This is a genomic window from Faecalicoccus pleomorphus DSM 20574, assembly GCF_000420345.1.
Lineage (GTDB): Bacteria > Bacillota_I > Bacilli_A > Erysipelotrichales > Erysipelotrichaceae > Faecalicoccus > Faecalicoccus pleomorphus.
Map to the genome: position 1 here is coordinate 258,958 of NZ_ATUT01000001.1, position 26,685 is coordinate 285,642.

Sequence of the window (26,685 nt, forward strand, 5' to 3'; positions counted from 1 at the left end):
TTTGAATTGTATATTTTTAAAGATAGGGATACTCGATTTATATCCATCACATCTTATGATCTTACATATAAAGAAGCACAAAAAAAGTGCTCGCTAAAGCACTTTACATTTCGATTATGGTGGAGCGTAGGGGGCTCGAACCCCTGACCTCTACGCTGCCAGCGTAGCGCTCTCCCAGCTGAGCTAACACCCCAAAAATAGAAGCTGACTCAGTCAGCTTATTCATTAACCTTCGATAATTTTTTTACCGTTGTATTCCCCACAAGAACACATTTTATGTGCAAGTTTATATTCACCACAATTTGGACAACGTGTTAATGCCGGTTTACTCAATTTGTAGTGAGTTCTACGTTTTGCCTTACGTGTTTTTGATCCTCTTCTCTGTTGAACAGCCATGGTTACACCTCCTAGTCATCATCCAGTTTGAATTCATTTAACTTTGCCCATCTAGGATCGATCTTCTCCTCTTTAGGATCCTGATCCGACAGGACTTGCCATCCATCCCCCTTTGGATATTGATCTCTTGGACAGTTGGTAATGTGCATAGGTGCTTCATAAATCACTGCCTGTAAGATCTCCGGGTTTATATCGATCGTATCCTTCTTGACAACGATAATCTCGTCTTCATCCGGATCGACCGGTTCGAATGAATAGGTTACTTGCGACGTTGTGTCAAATGTCACTTCTAGGTCTTCCAGAGTAATGGAATCTGGAACGATCATCACTCCATCCAGTTCCAAATTGGAAAAGACCAAAGAAGATTGGTCAAACTGTAAAGTACCAGTTATATGTACCTCTGGAATGGATTTGACTTGAGTATGACGCAGAAAATCATTTTCTTCCACAGAGATTCTCTCATCGATATGAATGATTCCATTTTTCGCATTTTGAAAATCAATTTTTTGAAATTTCACGATCTCCACCTCATGTCGCATTTGATATTATAATAAAACACCTGACGAAAGTCAACTTAAATGGTAAGATATTATCATGAAAATTACAGGAATCATTGCCGAATACAATCCATTTCACCAGGGGCATATCTATCACATTCAAAAGGCAAAGGAAATTACTCAATGCGATTGTTTAGTTGTTATTCTTACAGGCTGCTTTTCGCAACGTGGTTTACCATCCCTGCTAACGCCTTATGATAAAACTAAGCTTGCTTTGCAGTATGGAGCAAATTTGGTTTTAGAATGCCCGGTTTGTTTTGGAGCGCAGAGTGCGGATTATTTTGCCAAATACAATTTACAGGCACTATCCTGCCTTCCAATCGATACACTTTGTTTCGGATCCGAAACAAACGATGTTGCTTATTTGCGACATCTTTTAACGAGACAAAAGGAAATTTCTGCTGACCCTTCAAAAAGTTTAAACATAAACCAGAATTTGGATATCCAGCCTAATGATATATTAGGCATGCAGTATATCCGTTATTGTGATTTATACCACATTGAACCGGTAACGATTCATAGAAATCCTGCCTATAAAAGCGCAACGCAGACCCGTTCTGATTTCTTTTCCGGAAAAGAAGAATTCTACGGTTCCCTGTTTTTGAAAGAACAATCCTGGGATACGTATTATCCTTATTTACGTCTTCTTTTACAAATGATGGATGCCGAAGATCTAAGAAAGATACATCTGGTAACCGAAGGCATTGAAAATCGTTTAAAAGCTGTGGCACAAAGCGCATCCAACTGGTCTTCCTTTTTAGAGGCTGCCATCACAAAAACATATACACGTGCCCGAATACAAAGAACGTGTTTGATGATTCTTTTACAAATTAAGAAAGAAGAGATGAAGGAGACATCTTTCTATAAACTTAAGGTTTTAGGATTTGATTCCATCGGAAAAGCCTGCTTGAAACAATGTGATGCATCCAATATCATTACACGTTTTAATCAGATGGATCCTTTTCTTCAAGCGATCCATCAAAAGACATGGGCATTGTATAACAGTGTTTTAAAACATCCTATTCCGGAAAGGCCGGTGCTCATCTATGATCGTTAAAATGCTTTTGGTTTTGTTCATTTTATTTGTAGTATGCTTGCTGTTGGTGTATCTTCATTATTTTCCTGCCATACCTAGACGAAAGGAAAATTACCCCTATGCTCTTTTATTAGGATGTCCCAGTCACAATGACGGTTCGTATGCAACCAGCCAGATTCGCCGATGTGAACTGGCAATGGAAGCTTATAAAAAGGGTTATTTTGATACATTGATCATTTCCGGAGGTGCTGTCAAAAATGAATATGTAGAAAGCCTTCAAATGGAAAAATACATTCGAAAGCGCATTTCTATGCCGATTGTATGTGAGACAAAAGCAAGAAACACATGGGAAAATTTTCAATTCACGAAAGAGAAAATCGGTGATGTCCCGGTTTTGATTTTGTCCAGCGGCACTCATATTCGCCGTGCCTGTGCCATCGGAAAAAGTTTTTTTAAAGAATACAGCGGTCTCTGGTATCCGGATCATAAGCCCAAACACATCCTTCGTGAGATCGCATCACGTTGCATCTATATTTCTATCGAATATAAAAAGAAAAAAGCTACAAAACATATCGTTTCATAGCTATTGAATCGTTCGTATGACGTCGGTGACGCTACGAACTTTTTTTAGATTGGTCATGATCACTTTTAAATGATCAGCATCCTGCACCGTGATTGCAAGTTTAGTCGTAGCCGTCAGATTGTTTTCATCAACACAGGAATCTACATGGCGTAAATACGCATTGCATTGTTGTAGTGTTGTCACGATATCGCTTAAAAGGAAGTTTCGATCATCACTGTAAACGATTAATTTCACCTCGTAGCGTTTTTCATCGATATGCTCTGCCCAACTTACCGGAATCAGACGTTTTTTCTCATTGGCAATGTTTGGACAATCTGCACGATGTACTTTAACACCCTGCCCTTTTGAGATATAGCCTACAATCGCATCCCCCGGAATCGGTGAACAACAGTTGGCCAGAGAAACCGCAATCGTGTCGATACCCGGAACAATAACACCACAGCTTGTGGCTTTTTGTTCTTTTGGTAATGCTTTATTAAACTGTTTAACGATTTCTTCATCGCTTAGGGCCGACTGACGATTTTTAACTAGTCGATCCACGACAGCCTGTACAGAAACCCGTTTATTGGCAATCGCAACATAAAGATCATCCAGTGCTTTAAACGACAAAGAATGTAAAATGCCTTCTATACGCTTAGGTTGCAGATAGGACTCATCCAGCTTTTCCTTTTTGAATTCCTCCTGCAACATCTCTTGTCCTTTTTTGATGACTTCCCGCCGGTCACTTTGTTCCTGGCGCTGTAAAAAGGAACGAATCTTATTACGAGCATGACCGCTTTTAACAATCTTGATCCAGTCCTTTGATGGTCCCGGTGAATTGTTATTGGTTAAAATATCGACAACATCTCCGGTTTTTAATGGGGTATTTAAAGGAACGATGGCACCATTGACTGTAGCTCCCACCGTCTTATGACCGACTTCTGTATGTACACGATAAGCAAAATCGATTGGTGTTGAACCACTTGGTAAGGCAATGACCTTCCCTCTTGGTGTCAGACAATAGACATTGGCTTCAAAAATATCTTTTTGAAGCACATTCATATATTCTAACGGATCTTCACTTTCCTCATCAGTCATCATGGAAAAATCACGGAACCAGGAAAGCTTGTCTTCGATTTCTTTTTGTTCGATTTCCGGCACGGAATTTGGCTTTTCCTTATAGCGCCAGTGGGCCGCAACACCACGCTCGGCAATCGCATCCATATCTTCAGTACGAATCTGGATTTCAAAAATATTACCGTGTTGAGGCTCTACGATCGTTGTGTGCAAAGACTGATACATATTTGCCTTGGGCATGGCTATATAATCTTTAAAACGTCCGGGAATCGGACGATAGGTCGCATGGATATAGCCCAAAATTTCATAACAATGTGTTACGGTATCTGTCACGATACGAATGGCCAAAAGATCCAGGATCTCTTCAAACCGTTTGTTTTTGGTCACCATCTTTTTATAGATGCTGTAAAAATGTTTAGAACGTCCAAAAATGCGATATTTGATATTATACGTATCCAATATCGTTGTAATGTCTTTGATCATCATTTGAACTTGTTCGTTTCGCTCTTCTTCTCTTTGTTTGACAAGACCTTTGATCTCGTTATACTTTTTCGGATCGATATACTTAAAGGATAGATCTTCCAGTTCGTTTTTGATTGAACTGATACCTAAACGATGGGCGATGGGCGCATAAACACTCAGGGTTTCTCTAGCGATCTTCTGCTGCTTTTCCGGCTTCATATATTCCAGCGTTCGCATATTGTGCAAACGGTCTGCCAACTTGATCAAGATTACGCGAATATCCTTGGCCATCGCAATAAAAAGCTTTCGATGGTTGTTTGCCTGGTATTCCTTTTCATCCTTGAACTGAATATTTCCGATCTTCGTAACAGCATCTACCATCGTTTGGATCTCATCACCAAATTCCTGACGAATCGTATCGTCCGTTACATCGGCACAGTCTTCCACCGTATCATGCAAAAGGCCGGCCGCAATCGTCTTTGGCCCACAATGCATCTCAGCCAGTGTATTAGCCACTTGTATGACATGTGTCACATAAGGAGCCCCGCTTTTTCGAAACTGCCCCTCATGATGTTTTTGGGCAAACTGATAAGCCTTAACAATCAGATCTATATTTTCCGGACGTTTGATGTAGGTCTTGATTTGTTTTAGACATTCATCAAATGTCACTTCTTTTTTATGTGCCACACCAAAGTCTCCTTTCTATTGATCCCTATTCTCCTTCAAAATGTGTCAGAGAAAGCACCGGTATATCCTTAAATTTTTCTTTACCTTTTAAATCATCCAATTCGATCACAAATCCAATTCCTGCCACGATTGCCTGTTTGAATTCCACCATCTTGATCATAGCTTCTACCGTACCTCCGGTAGCTAGCAAATCGTCAATGATGACGACACGCATTCCTTCTTGAATGGCATCAATATGCATTTGCAGCTCATCCACACCATATTCGAGCTGATATGTTTGTGACATTGTTTTCCTTGGCAACTTACCGGGCTTTCGTACCGGTGCAAAACCAACATGACATTCCAAGGCCACCGGAATACCGAAAAAGAAGCCTCGTGCCTCCGGGGCAATGATCAAATCTGCCTTCACCTCTTTGGCAAATGCCGAAAGTTTTTCCGTAACGTATTTCATACAGTCCGGATTTTTCAAGATCGGTGTTACGTCCCGAAAAATGATGCCTTCCTTAGGGAAGCCGGGAATACTGGCAATGTATTGTTTAATATTCATATGTGATCTCCTTTAAATTACTTCTATTTTACATGAATCCCTGCACTGAAACAATGACATTTCACTTATAGAGAATTTGATCAATGATAAAGCTGACTCTTTTTGAGCCTCTATAATAATTGATTTGCGGTGAACCGACAAATCCCCTGATTGAATTTACACTTTTTGCCTTATCGGCTGCCGAGATGTTAAAACATAAACACTGTAAGCCACTTTGCAGCGTAAACCGTCGATGCTTTCCATTGCTTAGATCATAAACCGATTTGATATTGACTGGCGAAATTTCAAAAGCCGGCAGTTGAAAGCCCGGCCCAAACGGTCGTAAAGCATCCAGACTCTGTACAGATTGCGTTGTGATATCTTCCGGTTCGATGTGCAGAGTATTCTTTTTTAAAGGCGTCCAATCAAAAGTTGCTCCGGCTTCTTTTACATAATTGACAAAAGCCGGAAAGCTTTGTAGATCCAGAGAAAAACCAGCAGCCTGTGTATGACCGCCCAAGGCTCTAAAATCATCAAACCCAGATAAAAAATCCATACAGTCAAAACCCTCCGGAGAACGCATACTGGCTTTATAGCTGTCCGTATTTTGTGCCATTACGATAGCTGGCTTTTGAAATTGACTGCATAAAGAACCGGCCACAAGTCCAATGATGCCCTCATGAAAGCTTGGATCACAGACAAGCAAGACAGGATCCTGCGGTGTACACTTACGCAAAGCACACTCTGTCATCTTTGTACTGATTTGTTTGCGCAGATCATTGACATGAACAATCTGATCGTAAAAACGACGAATCTCTCGCTCATCCTGATTTAGGAAATAACGAACCGCATTGTTCACATTGGCCATATTGCTTAAACGACCAATCGCATTTAATTTAGGCACGATCTGAAAACCAACGCTGGTTTCATTCAATACGCCATCATTGGCCAAGATATAAGTATGTTTTTCTTTTGATGTGTTTAAAAGCTGTAAGCCATTTTGAATCAACGCTCTTGTCTGATGGGTTACCGGCATAACATCACCAACGCTGGCGATGGATGCCAGAATCAAATGATAAGGTGTATCGACACCTAGTGCCCGTATGCATTCATAGGCAACAGCCGCACCACATAACGTTGAAAAAGACTCCTCCATTTTTGAAGGATGCACAAGTACATCGCAACATATCTCTTCTTCAATTCGATGATGATCGGTTACGATCGTTTCCATGCCACTTTCTTTGGCAAATGAAAGTGCATCGTGCGCCTTGACTCCATTATCGACCGTCACTAACAGCTCATAGCCTTTTTTATGAGCCAAAGACACGGTATTACAGTTTAGACCATATCCTTCCTTGATCCTGTCTGGTATATAAAATCCGACTTCTAAGCCATACTTCTGCAAGCCATCCACCATGATTGTCGTTGCCAAAATACCATCACAGTCATAATCTCCACAGACAATCACTTTCTTATTTTGTTCTCGCGCATTTTGAATACGATCGACAAATGTATGTATACAAGTGGCTTCACTAACTGATTGAAGCTCTTGTTTTTCAAGCCAGTAAGACCACCGGCTTTCATCCGGTTCTAAATATCGTAAAACTTTTTCTGAAAATGTTGTTAAATTTGCCATGCAACTATTATAGCACGCTTCCTAATATTTTATGGTACAAAAGCTTGGAAAGGACAAAAAGAAAAAGCCGGTTTTTCCGACTTATTCAAACAAAGGATTTTGATAGCTGATTTGTAGATGCTCATAAGCCTTTGGTGTTGCCACACGACCTCTTGGTGTTCGATTAATAAAACCAATCTGCAACAAATAAGGCTCGTACACATCTTCCAGGGTCATCGGTTCCTCTCCGATACTGGAGGCAATAGCTTCCAAGCCTACAGGGCCACCCTTAAAGCGTTCAATAATACCACGTAAATATTTATGATCGACCGCATCCAGACCCAAATGATCGACTTTTAAACGATCCAGAGCATCCTTAGCCACATCCAGTGAAACAATTCCTTCATTATAGACCTGCGCAAAATCCCGTACTCTTCGAAATAAACGATTGGCAATACGCGGTGTTCCACGAGAGCGCATGGCGATCTCGTGTGTTGCTTCCGAATCGATCGTTGTGTCCATGACATGACTGGTTCGATTTACGATTTTTTCCAAATCCTCCAGCGTATAATACTCCAACTGCGATACGATACCGAAACGATCACGTAAAGGCGCACTCAAATCTCCGGCTCTGGTCGTAGCTCCCACCAAAGTAAAAGGCGGTAAGGTTAGACGAATATTGTGTACAGTGGCACTATCCTTTCCCACTAAAATATCCAGACAATAATCTTCCATAGCCGGATACAACACCTCTTCTACCTGTTTTGGCAAGCGGTGGATCTCATCGATAAACAATACATCACCTGGTTCCAAAGTCGTCAAAATCGCCGCTAAATCTCCACTTTTTTCAATACTGGGACCACTTGTCGTTTTGATATTTCCATGCATTTCATTGGCCAGAATATAAGCCAATGTTGTCTTTCCCAATCCCGGTGGCCCATACAACAAAACATGATCCAGGGCTTCCTGACGCTGTTTGGCAGCACGTATAAAAACACTGAGATTCTGTTTTAAATCTTTCTGGCCGATATATTCCTGCAAGGTGCTGGGACGAAGCGTTTTTTCAAAGTTGTCCTGCTCCTGCATATGTGCATCCATTTCTCTATCCAAATTTATACCCCATTTCTTTTCGCAAGCAAAGCCAATGCCTTACGAAGCATCGCATCCACACTGATATCCTGTGAAGCCAATTCTTTTTTTACCCCTGTCAGCTGATTTCCTTTATAACCAAGGGATAAAAGCGCCTCTTTAACTTCTTCCCAGACAGGATTTGTATCCACACTTTCTTCTTCAATGGCCGATACAAATTTTCCCTTTAGATCAAGAACGATTTGTGATGCCGTCTTTGCCCCGATACCCGGCAATGCCTTTAATCGCTTTACGTCATCTTCTTCGATGGCCTGTATCATCTCTTTTCCCGAACAGACTCCTAACATATTTAATGCCGTACGTGGTCCGATTCCTTTTACGTTGATCAAACGCATAAAGACTTCATAATCCTTTTCATGTACGAAACCAAATAAAAGGATCGCATCCTCCCGCACATGTTGATAGGTGTATAAAAACTGATCTTCTCCCAATCTAAAATTATAAGGATGACTCACATAGACCTCATATCCTACACCCTGTACATCTAAAACGATCGTATCATTTCGTATGAGTCGTACCGATCCCTGTATAAACGCTATCAAAAGAAAATCCTCCCTTTACAGTGTAATATCCAATTCGATTGGACAATGATCACTACCATAAATATCCGTTAATATTTTAGAATCTTCTACTTTTTCCATCAGCTCCGGACTTACCAGCCAATAATCAATTCGCCACCCGGCATTGTTTTTACGCGCATTAAAACGATAGCTCCACCAGGAATATTGCACCTTGTCTGGGTATAAGGTACGGAACGTATCCTTTAAATACGGTAAAAGGTTAGCTTTAAAGCTATCACGCTCCTCATCGGTAAAGCCCGCATTTCTTCGATTTGTTTTAGGATTTTTGATATCAATTTCTTCATTGGCCACATTAAGATCACCACAGATCACAACAGGCTTATCTAACGATTGAATATAAGAACTGAATGCTTTATCCCATTCCATGCGATAATCTAAACGCTTTAATCCATCTCCGGAATTTGGTGTATAAACCGTTACTAAATAAAAGTTTTCAAATTCAGCCGTGATGACACGTCCTTCCTGATCATGTTCTTCAATCTGCAGACCATAAGAAACGGAAAGCGGCTCCTTTCGAGACAAGATCATGGTTCCACTATAACCTTTTCGAACAGCACTGTATGCATACTGATAGGGATATAATTCTTTAGATATTTCAATCTGCTCCGGCTGTGCCTTTGTTTCCTGTAAACAAAAAACATCAGCATCCAGTGCATCTACGATATCGATAAAACCTTTATTGATACAAGCTCTGATTCCATTTACATTCCATGATATTAATTTCATAAAGTGTCTCCTTTAAAACTATGTATATTCTAGCATATCTTTTCTCATTCCTATAAAAAGAATGCACATTGTCCTTGTATTTATGTATAAGAAGAGGATGTAAAAAAATCGGAATACAGAAACCATCCCATATTCCGATCGATTCATTTTGAGCTAATAACCTATAAATGATTTTTAACTTTCGACAAATTCAAATTCATAACCTAATAACTGTACGGTATCGCCATCTTCACATCCAGCCTCGCGCAATGCCTTATCAATACCAAGATAACGCATTTTATTGGCAAATTCAAAGTAGTCTTCTTCGGTATTCAGTTTTTGAATATCAAAGACTCTTTCCACTCTAGGACCGGAAACTTCCCATACATGAGCATCCACCTGTTGAATTTGAAGATCGCTCTTTTTCTCTTCAAAGGTATAAACAACACCATCATTTTTCATTTCATCATCAGTGATGGCAAAGGCCGGTGTTACCGCTAAAAGATCGGCAGCCTTTGTCAAAACCGGATCGATCCCTTCATGAATGATAGTAGTCGTCGGATATACCGTAACATCCGGATAGGCTTCTTTAAAACGCTTTAAGTTTTCTTCGGCATGTTCCAGATCCATTTTATTGGCTACTACGATTTGCGGTCTTTCCAGTAAACGAATTTGATAAGAACCAAGCTCATCGTTGATGATCTTATAATCTTCCAATGGATCACGACCTTCTTCAGCTCCCATATCAACGACATGCACGATAACACGACAACGTTCAATATGCCGTAAGAACTGATGTCCTAAACCCTTTCCGGTACTGGCTCCTTCAATCAAGCCAGGCAAATCGGCCATGATAAAGCTGCGGCCATCTCTAGTCTGTACGACACCGACATTGGGCGAAATCGTTGTAAATGGATAATCACCAATTTCCGGCTTTGCTCTGGATACCGCATCCAATAAAGTGGATTTTCCAACGCTTGGAAAACCGACAAGGCCAACATCCGCCAATACGCGAAGCTCCACCATGCAGTCAAACTCTTCCCCCAGTGTTCCTAACTCCGCATATTTTGGTGCGGTATTCCGGCTGGATTTAAAATGATAATTGCCACGACCGCCTTTACCGCCTTTGGCGATAACTTGCTGCTGATATGGCTCAGTTAGATCGGCAATAATCTGTCCGGTATCTTCTCTTTTGACGATCGTACCTAAAGGAACTTTGACAATCTTATCTTCCCCATTGGCCCCATGCATCTTTTTATTTTTTCCTTTTTCACCGGGAGTGGCCTTGATTTTTCGATGATAGCGCAAATCCAGCAGAGTTGTCATACCCGGATCCGCCTGAAAGATGACACTGCCGCCATTGCCGCCGTCGCCACCAAATGGACCGCCATAAGCTACATATTTTTCATGACGAAAGCTAACGATACCGTCACCGCCTTTTCCCGCCTGTACATGTATTTTGACCTGATCAACGAACATAAGATTTCCTCCTTCTTGAAAAAAAGATCCCCGAAGGGATCTTATCAACTATGCCTGTGGATAAACAGAAACTTTCTTCTTATCCTTACCAAGACGTTCGTAGCGTACAACACCGCTGACCATTGCGAACAATGTGTCATCAGCACCACGTCCTACATTCGTTCCCGGATGAATCTTTGTACCACGCTGACGATAGATAACGCTTCCGGCATGACAAGACTGACCATCGGCTACTTTTGCCCCTAAACGTTTCGAATGGGAATCACGACCGTTCTTAGTAGAACCAACTCCCTTTTTAGAAGCGAAATACTGAATATCTAAACTAAAACGCATACTTACACCTCTTTTCTTGTAATTTGAATGGATTGCGGATATTTTTCTCTCACTGTTTCCAGCTGAATTCTTAGAAAATCCAAAGAATTTTGAACATTATCCGTATAATTTAAAACCTGAATATCAATCTGATTATCCTGCATCTGCAGATCACAATCTTCATGACATAATACATCCAATGCATTTAAAGCACCAATACTTGCAACACTGACTCCGGCACACACGATATCCTGTCCATAGGGACCGCTTTGCGCATGTCCGGTAATCTGAATACTTGACACCTGATCCTCATGATATGTCAGGATGACCTTGATCATAATTAAGCCTCGATTGCTTCGATCTTAACACGAGTGTAAGGTTGACGGTGTCCCTGTTTTCTACGTGTAGAAGATTTTTTAGGTTTATATTTTACAATCGTAATTTTCTTACCTTTCCCCTGCTTTTCAACAGTTCCTGTAACTTTAGCACCTTCTACATAAGGTTTACCAAATTTTCCATCAGCGAATAAAACCTTATCAAATGTAACTGTATCTCCTTCGTTTGCATCTAATTTTTCTACGAAGATCACAGCATCTTTTTCAACTTTGATCTGTTTTCCGCCTGTTTCAATAATTGCGTACATGCAAGCACCTCCTATTCTATGTTCCTGATACTCGCCATGAAGGTGGATTTCTCACTTTTTACCTTTTTTGTGCGGTTGCAAGATCAGAACAGAATCTGCAACATAGGTAGTATATAAAATCTGATCGTCTTCGTCAAGAAAGAATCCATTTATTTCCTTAGAAATCCTTCATTCGAATGCGAGATCATACGATCCAACAGACAGTCCACTTTGTATCGAGATCAGATTATTGACATCGACAACTATATTAATACGGTACAAAGGATCTAAACGTCGTACTTTTCGTAATAAAGCCTCGGAAGAAGCCCGATACCTACCTGGATTTCTACCAAAAACCTTATAAGCCAAACGACTTCCTTTAACACCGGGAATTTGATTCCATTCCTTTCCCTCTGAAGACTGCCTTATACCGGGTATCACATCAGTATCTCTACATATTCCCAGAATTTTGGCTGGAATTTCTGAACCGTCGCATCAAATTGAATACAGCCTAAACGGATATCTCTATATTGCGTAAATAATGCCTGATCAATATCAACCTTTACCCTCATACTTTCTTAGCTCTATTTATTTATTTTCTGCCTATGATTCGAACTTCCGGTTCCAGACGCACACCAAATTTTTGATCGATCACTTTTTGTATATGGGCAATCAATTCCTCATAATCCTTTCCGGTCGCATGATCGATGTTTACGATAAATCCAGCATGTTTCTCAGAGATTTGAGCTCCACCCCACTTTAATCCCTGCAGTCCGGCCTGTTGAATCAAAGCACCGGTATAATGTCCTTTTGGCCGTTTAAAGACACTGCCACAGGATGGATATTCTAAAGGTTGTTTACTGCATCTAAGCTCCATTAAATGATCCATTTTTTCTTGAATTTTTATCGAATCACCAGGAGTCAGTTGAAATTCTGCTTCCAACACAATCGCTTTTCTTTCCTGTAAAATGCTGTGACGATACGAAAAATCCATGTGTTCTTTTGTCCATGTTTCAATCGTTCCTTTTTCCGTTAAAACCGTGGCACTGTAAAAGACTTCATCAATCTGTCCATCATAAGCACCGGCATTCATATAAACCGCTCCACCGATACTTCCCGGTATGCCACAGGCAAATTCCAAGCCGCTAAGTGCATATTCGCAAGCCCTGGCACAGACCGCTTTCAAGCTGGCTCCGGCCTGGGCAACGATTCGAGTTTCCTTGACATGGATCTGTTTTTGTTGTGTCGTTAAGATGACTAAGCCTTCGACACCCTGATCCCGTACGATCAGATTGCTGGCATTTCCTAAGACAAGGTAAGGTATATTCTTTGTTTTGGCATAAGTAATGCAGTCACAAAGCTCTTCGATCGTTTCCGGTAAGGCTAAATAATCCGCCGGACCTCCTGTCTTTGTATATGTGTATTTTTTTAATAGTTCATTCTTATAAATGGGCGTGTTGTCAAAAATATCTTTCAAAATAGACCTCTTCTTTCTTTAGCTTTCGGTATCGATCCAGCGAAGCTTTCGCGCTACGATCGATTGAGGACGATTTTTATTTCCCTGCACAAAAACGATACGATCTTTGGCAATTTGATCCTTTTCCTTCGCATATAAAGCCGGCATCAGTACGATATCGATCTTTCCGGTTTCATCTTCCAGCGACACAAAGCACATAAGCTCTCCCTGCTTTGTCGTATGGGTACGAAAGCTGGTCGCTCGCCCAATCACCTGCATAAAGCCATTTTTATTTTCAGCCTGTGAAAAAGGAATACACTCTTTAAATCTTTCCTGTCGTAACTGTTGTACCGGGTGTTGGCTTAAATAAAAGCCATAGACCATGAACTCTTTTTTGGCCCGCTCCATTTTATTTTCCTTGACCCTGATTAAATTAGGCTTGGAGACAACTGAAAAATCAAAGGAAATCTGTCCCATAGCTTCGGTTCGTACTAAATCGGCATAGACTAGAACTCGTCCTAAATTTTCATGCATAGTAGCGCGATTCAGTCCAAAGGAATCTAAAGCTCCACCATCGATCAAAATACGCATGCTGGATTCAGTCAGTTTTCTGGCATTGCATCGAACGACAAAATCAATATAATCTTTATACGCTCCGTTCTGGCGTTCTTTTAAGATGATCGGATAAATAGATTGTCCAATTCCTTTTAGCACCTGCAGCGGCATACGTAATGCCTGGTTTTCAATATGATAATGATCTTGCGAAGCATTGACATCCACACATAAGATCTTAACATGTCGATGCATACATTCCTGCCGATACTGATTGGTTTTTGTTTCCGAACCAATCACACTGTCTAATAAACACTGATAAAAATATAAAGGATAATTAGCCTTTAAATACGCCATTTGATAGGCAATCAGAGCATAGGCATAGCTGTGTGATTTATTAAAGCCATAGCTGGCAAACTGGGCCATGGTATCAAACAAGCCATTGGCCTGTTTAAACGTACATTGATGCTGCAAAGCACCTTGAATGAACAATTCCTTATAGCTTTCCATCTGCTCATGATTTTTCTTAGACATCGCCTTACGCAAAGAATCGGCCTGTGCCAGACTTAAATTACCAATCGCTCTTGCGATCTGCATGACCTGCTCCTGATAGATCATGATGCCATAGGTTTCCTCTAAAATCGGCTTGGTCAAAGGATGAGGATATTCGATCTTTCGAGGGTCTTCCTTGCGGGCAATATATAGATCAATATTATGCATGGCACTTGGGCGATATAAGGCCAGTACCGCACAGATATCTTCAAATCGTGATGGCTTCATTTTTCTAAGCAGACTTTGAATACCTGAACTTTCCAGCTGAAAAACACCCAGGGTATCGGCTCTTGCCAATAACTGATATGTTCTTTGATCATTTAAGGGAATCTTTAAGATATCAAAAGGCTGATGTGTCTTTTTTTGAATTTGTTTAACAATTTGGTCAATTGTTGTCAAGTTTCTTAAACCCAGAAAATCCATTTTGATCAAGCCAAGCTCTTCAAGATATTCCATGGTAAACTGCGTAGCCTGATTATCCGCATCCACCTGTACTTTTGGACATACATTGGTAATCGGCTGATTGCTTAAAACGATGCCGGCGGCATGTAAAGAAATATGGCGTGGCAAGCCTTCTAAAACCAGGCAGTTATAATACAATTCTTTTAAAAGATCATCTTTTTGAACTAAAGACTGAAACTTTGTATTTTCCTGATATGCTTGTCGCAGTGTCATATTTGGTACGTTTCGAATTAACTTGGTCAAGGAATCAATCTTGGAAGAAGAAATTGAATACACCCGACCTACATCTCGTAAGACCTGTTTTGCCTTTAACGTGTTGAATGTCACAATATGACAGACATGCTGCTCACCATATAAATTTTTGACATATTCTATGACCTCGTCTCGACGATCATCAGGAAAATCAGTATCAATATCCGGCATAGAAACACGATCAGGATTTAAAAAACGCTCAAACAATAAATGATTCTGAATGGGATCAATGTGCGTGATTCCTAAACAATAGGCGACCAGAGAACCGGCTGCACTGCCTCTGCCGGGTCCAACATAAATACCTTGTGTTCGGGCAAAACGAATAAAATCATAGACGATCAAAAAATAGTTAGTAAAGCCCATCCGTGTAATCACAGATAATTCATATTCCAGTCGTTTTATATAAACTTCATTTTCTTTGTTATGCAGTCTCTTTTGTAGTCCGGCCTTACATAGCTTGATCAAAAAAGAAGACGAGTCAATGCCTAATTTATTTTGAAAGACCGGTAAATGACTTTTTTTCATAGCCATCTGCACATTGCACATCTTGGCAATTTCTTCAGTATTTTGAAGATCCTCAGGATCATATAAAGATTCCATCTCCTTCATGGAGCGAATATAACGATCATTTAAAACATTTAAATTTTGATCATGTATGCGTGCCTGTTTTTGAATAGCTTTTAAGATACGCAATTGTTTGACATCCTCTTTTTTTTCATAAAGAATATACGATAAAGCACAAGTCGGGATGGATAAAGATCGATACAATTTCTTTAATTCGATATTTTTAGCTCGCCAAAAGCCGGAATCGTTACAGGCAATACCGGCATAAAAACAAGGAAAATTGTTTTGACATGTTATAAAATACTCTTTCAACTTTTCTGTATCATCATGTAAGATCCAGCCATTGAGGATGTCATGATCTTGTATGCCACAGGAAATCACGACACAATCCCTACTACGTTTACATAATTCTTCAAAGGTTACAGTATTCTGTATCTGCATTCTCTGTGTCGATAACGCGTACAAATCCTGCAGGCCGTGATCATTTTTCGCAAGCAGGATAAAAGTAGAAGGTCCCTGTTTCATCTGCACATCCAGTTCCAGTCCAAGAATGGGATGTATGTTTTTTGATAAAGCATATTTATAAAACTTCATAGCCGCAAACATCGCATCTTTATCCGTTAATGCCACATGTCGATAGCCCAGTGAGGCACTTTGATCGACCAGTCTTTCCACACGCAGACTGGATTCTAAAAGGCTGTAACAACTGCGGGCATGTAAATGAACCATAGAAGAACCTCCTTTCTTTTTTCATTGTACAGGAAATGAAAAAAGTGTTCAAATGAACTGAACACTTTACATTGTACTTCGTTTCGCAAGCTGATCGGTAATTTCATGAACCTGCTCAATGGTCAGGTTTTTGATACCGCAGGCACAGGCATGACCACCGCCATGAAAGGCCTGGGCAATATCGCGAATATCGATCGTTTTGGAGCGTAAAGATGCGCTGTAGTGCACACCGTCTTCCATACGCGTAAACAAAGCCCATATTTCAATTGAAGAAACACCACTTAACGCATAGACCATTTCTTTAGCTTTCGCAAAGGTTTTCATGAGCGGTAAATATTCTGCAGTTTCCATAATTGCCGTCATACATTTTTGTGATACTTTTGCCTTGTTGCGAATCATCGTTTCATACTGAAAGTCTTCCAGCGTACTAGAAAAATTGATACGATCAGCCTGTACCACATCGGCGCCCTTCTCAAATAAGAAGCCTGCTGCCTGAAAGGTTTCCTTGCGCACACTGGTTGTCGTAAATCGAACATTATCGGCAACAAGTCCCTGATACAACATCTGCGCTGCCTCTTTCGAACAATCTTTTTCCATCAGCAGCAGCCCTAACATTTCACAGGTTGCACTGGCCTTCTCATCAATCCATTCCAGATCACAAAAGCTCTCAGTCTTTACATGATGATCGATACGTATCGTAAAATCACAAAGCTTGTAGTTTTCATCATCCACCCGATTGGCTGTCGAAGCATCCAACAAGATTCCCAGTGATCTTGTGTATGTATCATCCGCAATCGTATCAAAGGAAAGCTGAAGTTCATTTGATAATGCATTCGCACTTCCAGTGACATAAATCTGTTTTTGCGGATAAGTTTTTTTTAGCCAATAAGCCAAACCAAACTGGCTACCCAAGGCATCCATATCCGGCAAGACATGACGAAACAAAATGATGGAATCGTATTGTTCAATCAACGAGAAGATCTTATTTTTCATCGCAAAGGTTGGCATAAGCATCTCTTGCCATCACAAGTTCTTCATTGGTTGGAATCAACCATACGCTGATCTTAGAATCATCACTGCTTAATTTCTTTTCAATACCGCGAACACCCATATTTAAGTTTTCCGGCACCTTAACGCCTAAAACAGACAAACGATCGCAGATTTTTTGACGCATGACAGAGTCGTTTTCACCGATACCGCCGGCAAAGACGATCGCATCAGCACCACCCATCAAACCGTAGTAACCACTGACAGTTTCAACAATGGAATTTACATAGATTTTCTGGGTCAGGATTGCTCTTTTGTTTCCGGCTTCAGCAGCTGCTTCTACATCACGTCCGTCACTGCTGATACCCGATACACCAAGCATTCCGGATTTTTTATTTAAGATCGTATCCATTTCATCGGGTGTATAACCATATTTCTTTTCCAAAAACATGATGATGGCAGGATCGATATCACCACAACGCGTTCCCATCATGACACCGGAAAGCGGTGTAAATCCCATACTGGTTTTAAAGGACTTACCGTTTTTGACAGCCGTAATACTGGCACCGTTTCCTAAATGACATGTGATGATGTTCATATCTTCCACTGGTTTATCCAAAATTTCTGCCAATCGATGTGTTAAATACAGGTGACTGGTACCATGCATTCCATAACGGCGAATTTCATCTATTTCATAATATTCATAAGGAATCGGATAGATATAGTTTTCTTCCGGCATGCTTTGATGGAAAGCTGTATCAAAGACAAAGGTATGCTTACATTCCGGCAAAGCCTTCTTGAAAGAACGATAGCCTAACAAACCAGCTGGGTTGTGCAAAGGCGCAAGCACCTTTAATTCATCGATCTTATCTTCGGCTTCTTTACTTTCCGGTACCGAATGATCATAGTATTCTCCACCATGAACCATACGATGACCAATAGCTTTGATATCTTCCAAGCTTTCTACAATATGGTACTTGATCAAAACTTCCATAAGCTTGGAAACAGCTACCCCATGATCCGGGATATCTAAGACTTCTTCTACTTTCTGATCGTTAAACTTCATTCCCACAATGGAATCGTTTAATCCGATTCTTTCAATGTTTCCCTGCGCTAATACTTTTTCTTCCGGCATTTGGAATACCTGAAACTTCAACGAACTGCTTCCGGCATTGACACTCATTACGATTGGCATGTTTTATTACCTCCTATAATATGCTCAATATTTCCTCTTTTATCTTATCATCATCCAAATCTTTTAAAAGAGAAACAATACGTTTTCTTTTTGATACATATTGAATGATGTCTTCGTATTTATGTAGCTGCTGCATCGATTTTTTTAAACTGTCCTGCACAGCGGCTCTGGATATTTCCAGGGCCTCACTGATTTCTGTGTAAGAAAAATCTTCTTCAAAATACAGCGAACAAATCTCTTTTTGACGCTTTGTCAACAAATCACCATAAATATCAAATAATACATTGGATTCTAATCTATTCATCCGATTCCAGTCCTTTTGTGATACCCATCAAGTAACTGTTGATCTCAAATGGTTTTAAATCCTCGGGCTTTTCACCTAAACCTAAAAAGCGTACCGGAATATGCAGACTGTCGCGAATGGCCAATACGACCCCACCTTTTGCGGTACCATCCATTTTGGTCAGGATAATACCGGATACTGAAGTCGCCTCCAAAAATTCCCTGGCTTGAGAAATACCATTTTGACCGGTGGTCGCATCCAGTACCAACCATACTTCATGTGGTGCTCCTTCGATTTCACGATCACAGACACGAACCATCTTACTTAATTCTTTCATCAGATTGGTTTTGGTCTGCAGACGACCGGCTGTATCTGCCAACAAGATATCAATTTGATGTTCTTTAGCGTAGCGACACGCATCGACCAAAACAGAGCTAGGATCCTGGTTTGGTTTTCCTTTGATACACGGAACCCCTAATCGATCGGCCCATGTGGCTATCTGATCGACCGCGCCGGCACGAAATGTATCAGCCGCTGCCACAGCAACGGAAAGATTTTGATCCTGGTAATATTTGATCAGCTTAGCCGAGCTGGTCGTTTTTCCTGAACCATTGACACCCACCATAAAAATTACCGTAGGTCCATTCTCATTATACTGAATATCTTCATCGCTTTCCTGATTATAAAAGTCATGTAGGATGCTGATAAAATAATCTTCCATAGAATCATAATCGCGAATATGAGAAGCACTCTCCTCAAACTGATCCACAATCTTTTGTGCCGTATGAATACCAACATCACTTTCCAATAGGATGATCATGATTTGTTCCAGTAACTCATCATTAACACCATTAAAGCTGTTGGACAGAGCACGTAGTCGATCTCCAAAGCTTTTACGTGATCTTCCTAAACCGGACAAGTATTTATCCTTATCTTTATTTTTGACAAAGGCTTCTTTGATGGATTGAAAAAATGCCATTCTAACTTTCCTCCTTTTCCAGGATATGTACCGCATCTTTGAGCTGTACCTTTAATAATTTAGAAACACCGTCTTTTTGCATCGTAATCCCATACAACATTTCACATTGTTCCATCGTTCCCGGACGATGTGTTACAACGATAAACTGTGAACGATCGCTGAAATGTGATAAGTATTTCGCAAAACGTTCGACATTGGCCTGGTCAAGAGCCGCTTCAACTTCATCGAAAATACACAAAGGCATCGTTCTTGCCTGCAGAATGGCAAATAAGACACTAATCGCAATCAATGCTTTTTCACCACCGGAAAAAGACTGTAGGTTTTTGACCATCTTTCCCGGAGGCTGTACATCGATTTCGATTCCCGTATTCAACACATCCTGTGGATCGACCATGGATAAGCGAGCCTTCCCACCGCCAAACATTGCTTTAAAGATACCATCCAGCTCCTTATTGATCTTGTGGAACATTTCCGTAAACTGTATCTTCATCGTTTCATCCATTTCATCAATAGCCTGTAAAATCTGGGCAGAGGCTTGTTCCAGGTCTACTTTTTGACCCTGCATAAAATCAAAACGTTCCTTGATTTCCGAATATTGTTGCGGCGCATCTAAATTCACATTCCCCAGACGATTGATGGCCTGGCGAAGCTCTACGACACGATCTTTTGCTTTCTCGATATCGATCTCTTTGCGTTGTTCACAAGCATATTCGTAAGTCATCTGATAATCTGCATTCAAACGATTTAACGCACTTTCCAAATATGCCTGTTTTTTAGCCTGCTGCAGCTCCGCATCATGAATCTCCGACTGCAAAGCATTCATTTCGCGCCTTGTCATACGCATCTGATTTTCCAGCTGCTCTACCATGCTTCCTTTATCATAGCGGCGTTTTCGCAAAGAAGAGATCGACGATGTGATCTCATCAATGCGGGCATGCATTTTTGACATCAAAACAACAATATCATCTTCCTGTAGATCCTGTGTGTTTTCCTGTGGAACCAGCTCATTATATTCCGCCTGCAAAGATTCATATTTTTCCTTTTTGGTCTGAAAAATATTTTCCAGCTTTGCGACTTCGATCTGCAGCTGCATACAAGTATCCGTTTCATTATCCATCTTACTTTCAATCAAACGGTTTTCTTCCGAAATATGAGCCACTTTGATCTTCTGTCCTTCAATCTGCTCTTTTAAGCGATTGAGTTCATGTTGCGCCGTCACCGGTGTGCTTTGGTGACGATTGGTCCCTCCGGTCATACTACCACCGGCATGAACGATATCTCCATCTAAGGTCACGATCTTGACTTGATAACGTAATCGTTTGGCACATTCATTGGCATTAACCAGATTATCGATGATCAATACATTTCCCAACAAACGATCTCTTAGATCATTAAAAATTTCCTTACACTCAACACTTTCGTTAGCCCAGCCTAAATACCCTTTGGATTGCGAAGCAATGACTTTCTGCTCTTTGGATGGATAACGAGGACGCATGATATCTAATGGCAAAAAAGTAGCACGACCACTGCGATTTCGCTTCAAGTACCCAATAGCCTCTCTGGCACTGGCTTCATCTTTGGTAACGATATGATAAATACTGGCTTGTAACGCTGAGCTGATCGCATTGGCTCGATCATCCTTTGCAATCAACAATTCACTGACAACACCTAAGATGCCGGATAATGAATGTCGTGCTGATAAGACCGCTTTAACACCTTGTTGATGCGTAAAGGGCTGACGAATCATATTTTCCAGGACTTGTTGGCGGTTTTTTAGCTGTTGAAGAACTTGTTGCTCTTCCACATTCTGCTGGATGATCCCACCCGATTTTTGTTTCAGCATATTTAAGCTCTTAGTATGAAGCTCCAATTCTGCCTGTAAGCGCTGCAGACGATTTTTACGATCTTCAAATTCAAAGCGGGCTTCCTGCACCATTTGTGAAAGCTCATCTTTTCTCTCTAACGCATCCGCCTGACGTAAACGATATTTTCTCTTTTCATCCAACTCGACCTTGCGCTTTTCAAGCTGATAGCTTTCTTCCATCGCTTTGGTATATTCTCCCTGTAGATCATTGATCTGACGATCTAGAGCATGCATTTCCTTTCGTAATTCCTGTATGTCGATTTCCTGCTGATTCAAGCTGGCTTCCTTGGATACGTGAATCGTATTATTTTCAAATAATGTATTTTTTATCGCTTCAATTTCTTCATTTAAGGCTTCAATTTCTTCGACTAACACGCTGATTTCAATGGAAGACAATTCCTCTTTATACGTTTTGTACTGCTTAGCCTTTTTTGCCTGCTTTTCCAAAGGTCCTAACTGATGTTCCAGTTCATCTAAAATATCTTGTAAGCGATCTAAGTTCTCCTTAGTTTTTTCCAGCTTCTGCAAAGAAACTTTTTTACGCTTTTTATATTTGGCAACCCCGGCAGCTTCTTCAAACAACGATCGTCTTTCTTCCGGTTTGGCATCGGCAAATGAACTGATATTTCCCTGCGTAATTATACTTAAAGAATCACGTCCTAAACCCGTATCCATCACCAGATCATTGATGTCTTTCAAACGACAAGGCGTTTTATTGATAAAATAGCTTGCTTCATTGGTTGAACGCTGCAATTGTCTTGTGATCTCGATTTCTTCAAAAGGCGAGTCGAACACCTTGGTCGTATTATCAAAAACCAGTGTTACCTTTGCCATATTAACCGGTTTGCGATATTCACTTCCACTGAAAATGATATCGGTCATACTGGTACCGGAACGAAGACTTTTGGTACTCTGCTCTCCCAATACCCAGCGTATCGCATCGTTGACATTACTCTTCCCACAGCCGTTTGGCCCTACGATACCGGTTATATTATGATCAAATTGTAATATCGTTTTATCCGCAAAACTTTTGAATCCTTGTATCTCAATCCGCTTTAAAAACATAACTCACCTTCATCCTAACTTTAACATTGTATCAAAAAGCACCCTAAAAATCGACAATCTTTCCCTTGAATTTTAACACCAACCTTTTTAAAATAGTGGGTATGAAAAAGAAAATGAAAGAAAGCATGAAAAATGTATTCCCACTTTCTTTTGGCGAAGAAGTGGGCAATTCAGTCAGTCATGGGGTCATGGCCCTGCTCTTATTATTCGCATTACCTTATTACGCCATACGCGCTTATCTGCAGGCAGGCGCTTTGCATGCCACAGGTATTTCCATATTCATCATCTGTATGATCTTTATGTTTTTAGGCTCCTGTCTTTATCACAGTATGCCACATGATACAACACATAAATTAGTTTTTCGTAAATTAGATCACATTATGATCCTTTTGGCCATTGCCGGAACCTATACACCGGTATGTTTAAGCTTGATGAATAACTGGATCGGATATACGGTCTTAGCTATTGAATGGCTCATGGTTATCGCCGGTGTGCTTTTAAAATCCATCTCCAATACCAATCACAAAGTATTGTCGATGACGATCTATATGACGATGGGATGGATGGCCATCTTTATCTTACCGGCATTGATACAAAAGTGTTCCCTGCCGTTCTTCTTATTAATCTTAGCTGGCGGCATACTTTATACGATCGGAACTTATTTTTACGGACATCCACAAAGAAAGTTCAATCACTTCGTATGGCACATTTTTATCATTCTGGCATCTATCTGCCACTTGATTGCGATTCTCTATTTTATGATTTAGGCACCTAACGGTGTCTTTTTTTCTGAGCCTTTTGCAATGAAAAAAAGTGGGCTGTATTTAAGCGATTCATTTTATCATATCTTTCTATTAAATTGAAATACACTGATTCTTTTAAACGTTACCAAATCCACTTTGTAATTGTTTATGTTGATTTACATATTCACTTACACTACATCGCTTAATCTTTTTATGATCCACCAGCAAGACTTCATCATATAAAAGCAGTATTTTTCTGGTGATCTGATGCTCAATCGATACAACTGTAATATTCGAATCGGATAAAATCAAGTTGTGTATCTCTTGGGATGTGCCTTTATCCATTGCGGAAAATGCCTCATCTAAAAACAACCATTTTTTATTTCTATACAAAGCTCTTGCCACGCATATACGTTGTTTCTCTGCTCCACTGATATTTTGTTGTTCTTTCTTTAATTCTTCCCTTTTCGGATCAAAAATAGTTTCAAGATGAAATAAAGAAATCAGTTCTTCCAGTGAATATTTTGATCCTTTCTTTCCTAAAGTCATATTTTTTTCAAAAGGAAACGGTAATACTTCATTGTTTTAGCTTATATAAGAAAAACGTTGTACGTAATCTTGAAAAACCATATCTTTCAAGATTTTGTACAATAAAATTGGATGGGATTAAGTGAATTTGCTCTCTAAGATTCTGTGGGGTTCCCTATACACAAAAATAGTTTTTAGTGCCCTCTGTTAGATAACAGGGGCTTTATATGGTCGCTCGCAAACTCGTTCCCAGCCGAAGTAAACCAATCGTTTGAAAGCGCAGCTATCATGACTCTATGGCTTCGATTGCCACCACGACAGGTTCACTCCGTCTGTATGTGAATGATTATTCATACAAATAGAAATTTTTCTATCTTATAAAAACATTGTAAATCACTACAACATAAACAAATACTGCGGTTAAACAGGTTATAATAAAACCGCCTTTATCTCTATTATTTTTATATTCTACACTTCTTAATAATAAAAGAGTGGCAAGTGATACAAGCATAATCGGGATTGCAATGTCAAAGGAAAGCATTTTCACTAATCCTAATGTAGCAAAAAGCATTGTTATTATAGATAAAATGATTTTTGCGATTTTCATACAATTACACTCCTTTTTAAAATTCCTATTCGACAACTTAGAATTTACAAACTACTTTTTAACAAGTTTTAACTCTATATTTCTTCTATCAGCAATTTTTTGAAGTATATCAACTATATATGAACATTGTTCTTTGACGGACAAGACAGACAATTCATCATTATGTTGTATTTGTTTCATAGCTTCTTGTAATTCTGATAGCTCTAACAAATTGACTGCTACACAGAAGAAATTCTTCCTACGACCGTCATTATAGTTAGCAAGTAAATGAGAAAGAATCTGCATTTTTTCTCGTTGTTGAAAATTATACTGCTCAACACCAATGTCCCGTATCAGTTTCAAGTCTGCTTTCTGGCGTTTATGAGTTATAAAAGAATCATATTTATCAATATACCGATATTTTTCACATGGATAACTTTCACATTCGTAGCAGTATTCAATCTTACCATGTTCAAGGCTACACTTAGCAATTCCGCACGATTGATTACCGTTCCCGCAACCGCCACAATGCTTTCCCAAAAACATGGAACATAACCCACAATTCAATCCGCAAAGGGAAAATAATTGATTTTTTCTCTCAAATCCTTTCATATTATCCTTCCTTATAAATTCCAATTTGTCGCTTTCTTTTAATGTAATTATACCATGTACAAATAGTAGCATCGCTTATTTTCTGATCTTGACAAATTATTTATCAGCCTACACTTTGTAAAGGGTTGCTATTCAGCATTGCTTATGTAACAAGCCCTTGACAAACCATAGCCCGATAAGTTTATGATAATCAAGCAGAAAAAGAAATCATATGTTATTTCACAACATAGAAAAACACTCTATTTCAAGTATCATTTCATAATCTCTATATTTCTCTGTATAAGTCGGTATATTAGGCTCTTTCGTTTGTTGTAATTTCGTTGTAAATTCATTGATGTTTTTTGTTTTATATTGCTTTAAACGCTTGATTTATAAGGACATCTTCGATTTTCTATCTGTTTTTACTTCTAGAAAAAAAAGGGACATTAGTCCCTAAAATAAACGAATAATATCGTTATATGTCGCAAAGACAAATAATCCAATCAATAAGACAAAGCTGGCAACAATAATATTTTCCACGATTTTTGTGTTGATCTTTCTTCTAAATAATTTTTCTAAAAGTAAGATCAAAATACGTCCACCATCCATTGCCGGAATCGGTAAGATATTAAAGATACCGATATTTAATGAAATCAGTGCAAACAGACTTAAATACGAGCGTAATCCCATTGAAGTAGCCTGTGTTGTGACTTGGGCAATACCAACCGGCCCGGATAAATTCTGTAAGCCTTCTCCTTGAATCAAATGTGCCAGAGCACTGAATATGGCGGTACTGGAATCCAACATATCCAGCGTACCATAATAGAAACCCTGATACCAAGGAATCGGTTGTGCATATGCCTGTACCACATAGCCTAAAGTATAAGTATTGGATTCTTCGTCCAGCTGTGGTGTAATAGGCACAGTTAGAGTTTGATCATCGCGTTTTACACTCAGTTCCAGATTTCCATGGTGATACTGCAGCCATTCTAAAAAATCATATTGCGTTTCTGGTTCAATGGTATCTTCTCCATCCGCCGCTTTAACGATCGTATCGCCTGGCTGTAGTCCGGCTTCCTGTGCCGGTGAACCTTCTACAACTTCATAAACTTGTGCAATAGGTTCTTCTACCACATATCCTTGTGTCATGGATAACCCGACAAATAAAACCCATGCCAAAACTACATTCATACAAACGCCGGCTACCATAACTAAAATCTGCTGCCAACATGGTTTATGATTTAAACGCTTTTCATCCGGTACATTTTTTAACCAGTCATCTTCCTCGTCCTGTGATCCATCTTCTTCACCGGCCATCATTACATAACCACCAAAAGGAATGGCACGAATGGAAAACTGTGTTTCCTTACCTTGTCTGGCATACAACAAAGGTCCCATACCGATAGAAAACTCTTTACAAAAGACACCAAAATGTCTGGCAACCATAAAATGACCGAGTTCATGAATGAGCACGATCACGCTCAACATAAAGAAAAAGGCAATCAACCCAATAACAAGCTGCATTTCATTC

The 26,685-nt window shown here is 39.9% G+C and carries 28 protein-coding genes, 1 tRNA gene and 1 other annotated feature; of the genes, 3 read left to right on the top strand and 26 right to left on the bottom strand.

All coding sequences use genetic code 11. The features are described 5' to 3' along the window. Positions 1-117: 117 nt before the first annotated feature. The 3 genes from G413_RS0101240 to G413_RS0101250 all read right to left on the bottom strand — a co-directional run bounded on the left by G413_RS0101240 (position 118) and on the right by G413_RS0101250 (position 914). Positions 118-193 (bottom strand) — tRNA-Ala (locus tag G413_RS0101240). Between the two features lie 32 nt (positions 194-225). Further along, on the bottom strand, positions 226-396 hold the full coding sequence (gene rpmF / locus G413_RS0101245; protein ID WP_022789137.1) for a 50S ribosomal protein L32: 171 nt from the start codon (positions 394-396) through the stop codon (positions 226-228). 11 nt (positions 397-407) lie between these two features. Continuing rightward, positions 408-914 (bottom strand): YceD family protein, encoded by a 507-nt coding sequence (locus G413_RS0101250; protein WP_022789138.1) that lies wholly within the window; start codon positions 912-914, stop codon positions 408-410. A gap of 76 nt (positions 915-990) precedes the next feature. Between G413_RS0101250 and G413_RS0101255 the strand changes: the two genes are divergently transcribed. Both G413_RS0101255 and G413_RS0101260 read left to right on the top strand, forming a co-directional pair. Beyond that, entirely contained in the window at positions 991-2,010 is a 1,020-nt protein-coding gene (locus G413_RS0101255) for a nucleotidyltransferase family protein (RefSeq protein WP_022789139.1), read from the top strand. Beyond that, the gene (locus G413_RS0101260; protein ID WP_022789140.1) at positions 2,000-2,572 is read left to right on the top strand and encodes a YdcF family protein; all 573 of its coding nucleotides are present in this window, start codon (positions 2,000-2,002) and stop codon (positions 2,570-2,572) included. Before G413_RS0101255 ends, G413_RS0101260 begins: the two co-directional genes overlap by 11 nt. Here G413_RS0101260 and G413_RS0101265 read toward each other — a convergent pair whose 3' ends face one another. The 19 genes from G413_RS0101265 to G413_RS0101350 all read right to left on the bottom strand — a co-directional run bounded on the left by G413_RS0101265 (position 2,573) and on the right by G413_RS0101350 (position 22,706). Further along, on the bottom strand, positions 2,573-4,777 hold the full coding sequence (locus G413_RS0101265) for a RelA/SpoT family protein (protein WP_022789141.1): 2,205 nt from the start codon (positions 4,775-4,777) through the stop codon (positions 2,573-2,575). Positions 4,778-4,802: 25 nt separating this feature from the next. Beyond that, positions 4,803-5,324 carry an adenine phosphoribosyltransferase gene (locus G413_RS0101270; protein WP_022789142.1) on the bottom strand — a complete coding sequence of 174 codons (522 nt, stop codon included), beginning with the start codon at positions 5,322-5,324 and terminating at the stop codon, positions 4,803-4,805. 61 nt (positions 5,325-5,385) lie between these two features. Next, a complete protein-coding gene (locus tag G413_RS10605; RefSeq protein WP_022789143.1) occupies positions 5,386-6,939 on the bottom strand; it encodes a single-stranded-DNA-specific exonuclease RecJ in 1,554 nt (517 codons plus the stop codon). 81 nt (positions 6,940-7,020) lie between these two features. Then, entirely contained in the window at positions 7,021-8,016 is a 996-nt protein-coding gene (gene ruvB, locus G413_RS0101280) for a Holliday junction branch migration DNA helicase RuvB (protein WP_022789144.1), read from the bottom strand. A gap of 14 nt (positions 8,017-8,030) precedes the next feature. After that, a complete protein-coding gene (gene ruvA / locus G413_RS0101285; protein ID WP_022789145.1) occupies positions 8,031-8,609 on the bottom strand; it encodes a Holliday junction branch migration protein RuvA in 579 nt (192 codons plus the stop codon). 15 nt (positions 8,610-8,624) lie between these two features. Continuing rightward, positions 8,625-9,374: an exodeoxyribonuclease III gene (locus tag G413_RS0101290; RefSeq protein WP_022789146.1), complete on the bottom strand. Its 750-nt coding sequence runs from the start codon at positions 9,372-9,374 to the stop codon at positions 8,625-8,627. A gap of 174 nt (positions 9,375-9,548) precedes the next feature. Beyond that, on the bottom strand, positions 9,549-10,832 hold the full coding sequence (gene obgE / locus G413_RS0101295) for a GTPase ObgE (protein ID WP_022789147.1): 1,284 nt from the start codon (positions 10,830-10,832) through the stop codon (positions 9,549-9,551). 48 nt (positions 10,833-10,880) lie between these two features. Then, positions 10,881-11,165: a 50S ribosomal protein L27 gene (gene rpmA / locus G413_RS0101300; protein ID WP_022789148.1), complete on the bottom strand. Its 285-nt coding sequence runs from the start codon at positions 11,163-11,165 to the stop codon at positions 10,881-10,883. A gap of 2 nt (positions 11,166-11,167) precedes the next feature. Next, positions 11,168-11,482, bottom strand: a complete 315-nt coding sequence (locus G413_RS0101305; protein WP_022789149.1) for a ribosomal-processing cysteine protease Prp — start codon at positions 11,480-11,482, stop codon at positions 11,168-11,170. A gap of 2 nt (positions 11,483-11,484) precedes the next feature. Further along, positions 11,485-11,787: a 50S ribosomal protein L21 gene (gene rplU / locus G413_RS0101310; RefSeq protein ID WP_022789150.1), complete on the bottom strand. Its 303-nt coding sequence runs from the start codon at positions 11,785-11,787 to the stop codon at positions 11,485-11,487. Between the two features lie 17 nt (positions 11,788-11,804). Further along, positions 11,805-11,874 (bottom strand) — a sequence feature (ribosomal protein L21 leader region). 81 nt (positions 11,875-11,955) lie between these two features. Then, positions 11,956-12,207 (bottom strand): phenylalanine--tRNA ligase beta subunit-related protein, encoded by a 252-nt coding sequence (locus tag G413_RS11645; protein ID WP_051130138.1) that lies wholly within the window; start codon positions 12,205-12,207, stop codon positions 11,956-11,958. Continuing rightward, a complete protein-coding gene (locus G413_RS12460; protein ID WP_276329705.1) occupies positions 12,204-12,338 on the bottom strand; it encodes a hypothetical protein in 135 nt (44 codons plus the stop codon). The genes G413_RS11645 and G413_RS12460 overlap by 4 nt, the downstream gene beginning before the upstream one ends. 20 nt (positions 12,339-12,358) lie before the next feature. After that, positions 12,359-13,243, bottom strand: a complete 885-nt coding sequence (murB, locus tag G413_RS0101320; protein WP_022789151.1) for a UDP-N-acetylmuramate dehydrogenase — start codon at positions 13,241-13,243, stop codon at positions 12,359-12,361. An 18-nt stretch (positions 13,244-13,261) separates the two neighbouring features. After that, complete coding sequence (gene dnaE / locus G413_RS0101325; protein WP_022789152.1) at positions 13,262-16,333, bottom strand: DNA polymerase III subunit alpha; 3,072 nt, start codon at positions 16,331-16,333, stop codon at positions 13,262-13,264. Positions 16,334-16,399: 66 nt separating this feature from the next. Continuing rightward, on the bottom strand, positions 16,400-17,341 hold the full coding sequence (locus tag G413_RS0101330; protein WP_022789153.1) for a DHH family phosphoesterase: 942 nt from the start codon (positions 17,339-17,341) through the stop codon (positions 16,400-16,402). Beyond that, on the bottom strand, positions 17,316-18,515 hold the full coding sequence (locus tag G413_RS0101335; protein WP_022789154.1) for an acetate/propionate family kinase: 1,200 nt from the start codon (positions 18,513-18,515) through the stop codon (positions 17,316-17,318). Before G413_RS0101335 ends, G413_RS0101330 begins: the two co-directional genes overlap by 26 nt. A gap of 13 nt (positions 18,516-18,528) precedes the next feature. Continuing rightward, positions 18,529-18,819: a sigma factor-like helix-turn-helix DNA-binding protein gene (locus tag G413_RS10615; RefSeq protein WP_022789155.1), complete on the bottom strand. Its 291-nt coding sequence runs from the start codon at positions 18,817-18,819 to the stop codon at positions 18,529-18,531. Further along, a complete protein-coding gene (gene ftsY, locus G413_RS0101345; protein ID WP_022789156.1) occupies positions 18,812-19,777 on the bottom strand; it encodes a signal recognition particle-docking protein FtsY in 966 nt (321 codons plus the stop codon). Before ftsY ends, G413_RS10615 begins: the two co-directional genes overlap by 8 nt. A 1-nt stretch (position 19,778) precedes the next feature. Continuing rightward, positions 19,779-22,706 carry an AAA family ATPase gene (locus G413_RS0101350; protein WP_022789157.1) on the bottom strand — a complete coding sequence of 976 codons (2,928 nt, stop codon included), beginning with the start codon at positions 22,704-22,706 and terminating at the stop codon, positions 19,779-19,781. A gap of 101 nt (positions 22,707-22,807) precedes the next feature. Between G413_RS0101350 and trhA the strand changes: the two genes are divergently transcribed. Further along, positions 22,808-23,473 (top strand): PAQR family membrane homeostasis protein TrhA, encoded by a 666-nt coding sequence (gene trhA / locus G413_RS0101355; RefSeq protein ID WP_414601313.1) that lies wholly within the window; start codon positions 22,808-22,810, stop codon positions 23,471-23,473. Positions 23,474-23,584: 111 nt separating this feature from the next. Here the strand turns inward: trhA and G413_RS0101360 are convergent, their stop codons facing one another. The 4 genes from G413_RS0101360 to G413_RS0101375 form a co-directional block, all read right to left on the bottom strand. Continuing rightward, positions 23,585-23,998, bottom strand: a complete 414-nt coding sequence (locus G413_RS0101360; RefSeq protein WP_022789159.1) for an ATP-binding cassette domain-containing protein — start codon at positions 23,996-23,998, stop codon at positions 23,585-23,587. Positions 23,999-24,347: 349 nt separating this feature from the next. Continuing rightward, on the bottom strand, positions 24,348-24,584 hold the full coding sequence (locus G413_RS0101365; protein ID WP_022789160.1) for a hypothetical protein: 237 nt from the start codon (positions 24,582-24,584) through the stop codon (positions 24,348-24,350). 51 nt (positions 24,585-24,635) lie between these two features. Then, entirely contained in the window at positions 24,636-25,175 is a 540-nt protein-coding gene (locus G413_RS0101370; protein ID WP_027968972.1) for a DUF3795 domain-containing protein, read from the bottom strand. Between the two features lie 432 nt (positions 25,176-25,607). Then, complete coding sequence (locus G413_RS0101375; protein ID WP_022789162.1) at positions 25,608-26,678, bottom strand: M50 family metallopeptidase; 1,071 nt, start codon at positions 26,676-26,678, stop codon at positions 25,608-25,610. Positions 26,679-26,685 lie beyond the last annotated feature (7 nt).

Excerpts from the sequence above, each read along its gene's own strand:
- G413_RS10615 (WP_022789155.1), bottom strand. The coding sequence starts at position 18,819 with ATGAATAGATTAGAATCCAATGTATTATTTGATATTTATGGTGATTTG.
- G413_RS10605 (WP_022789143.1), bottom strand. The coding sequence starts at position 6,939 with ATGGCAAATTTAACAACATTTTCAGAAAAAGTTTTACGATATTTAGAA.
- G413_RS0101350 (WP_022789157.1), bottom strand. The coding sequence starts at position 22,706 with ATGTTTTTAAAGCGGATTGAGATACAAGGATTCAAAAGTTTTGCGGAT.
- G413_RS0101370 (WP_027968972.1), bottom strand. The coding sequence starts at position 25,175 with ATGAAAGGATTTGAGAGAAAAAATCAATTATTTTCCCTTTGCGGATTG.
- G413_RS0101375 (WP_022789162.1), bottom strand. The coding sequence starts at position 26,678 with ATGCAGCTTGTTATTGGGTTGATTGCCTTTTTCTTTATGTTGAGCGTG.
- ftsY (WP_022789156.1), bottom strand. The coding sequence starts at position 19,777 with ATGGCATTTTTTCAATCCATCAAAGAAGCCTTTGTCAAAAATAAAGAT.
- rpmA (WP_022789148.1), bottom strand. The coding sequence starts at position 11,165 with ATGCGTTTTAGTTTAGATATTCAGTATTTCGCTTCTAAAAAGGGAGTT.
- G413_RS0101260 (WP_022789140.1), top strand. The coding sequence starts at position 2,000 with ATGATCGTTAAAATGCTTTTGGTTTTGTTCATTTTATTTGTAGTATGC.
- G413_RS0101255 (WP_022789139.1), top strand. The coding sequence starts at position 991 with ATGAAAATTACAGGAATCATTGCCGAATACAATCCATTTCACCAGGGG.
- G413_RS0101305 (WP_022789149.1), bottom strand. The coding sequence starts at position 11,482 with ATGATCAAGGTCATCCTGACATATCATGAGGATCAGGTGTCAAGTATT.
- G413_RS0101330 (WP_022789153.1), bottom strand. The coding sequence starts at position 17,341 with ATGCCAACCTTTGCGATGAAAAATAAGATCTTCTCGTTGATTGAACAA.
- G413_RS0101270 (WP_022789142.1), bottom strand. The coding sequence starts at position 5,324 with ATGAATATTAAACAATACATTGCCAGTATTCCCGGCTTCCCTAAGGAA.
- rplU (WP_022789150.1), bottom strand. The coding sequence starts at position 11,787 with ATGTACGCAATTATTGAAACAGGCGGAAAACAGATCAAAGTTGAAAAA.
- rpmF (WP_022789137.1), bottom strand. The coding sequence starts at position 396 with ATGGCTGTTCAACAGAGAAGAGGATCAAAAACACGTAAGGCAAAACGT.
- ruvB (WP_022789144.1), bottom strand. The coding sequence starts at position 8,016 with ATGGATGCACATATGCAGGAGCAGGACAACTTTGAAAAAACGCTTCGT.
- dnaE (WP_022789152.1), bottom strand. The coding sequence starts at position 16,333 with ATGGTTCATTTACATGCCCGCAGTTGTTACAGCCTTTTAGAATCCAGT.
- G413_RS0101360 (WP_022789159.1), bottom strand. The coding sequence starts at position 23,998 with ATGACTTTAGGAAAGAAAGGATCAAAATATTCACTGGAAGAACTGATT.
- G413_RS0101290 (WP_022789146.1), bottom strand. The coding sequence starts at position 9,374 with ATGAAATTAATATCATGGAATGTAAATGGAATCAGAGCTTGTATCAAT.
- G413_RS0101335 (WP_022789154.1), bottom strand. The coding sequence starts at position 18,515 with ATGCCAATCGTAATGAGTGTCAATGCCGGAAGCAGTTCGTTGAAGTTT.
- G413_RS12460 (WP_276329705.1), bottom strand. The coding sequence starts at position 12,338 with ATGAGGGTAAAGGTTGATATTGATCAGGCATTATTTACGCAATATAGA.
- trhA (WP_414601313.1), top strand. The coding sequence starts at position 22,808 with ATGAAAAAGAAAATGAAAGAAAGCATGAAAAATGTATTCCCACTTTCT.
- G413_RS0101365 (WP_022789160.1), bottom strand. The coding sequence starts at position 24,584 with ATGAAAATCGCAAAAATCATTTTATCTATAATAACAATGCTTTTTGCT.
- obgE (WP_022789147.1), bottom strand. The coding sequence starts at position 10,832 with ATGTTCGTTGATCAGGTCAAAATACATGTACAGGCGGGAAAAGGCGGT.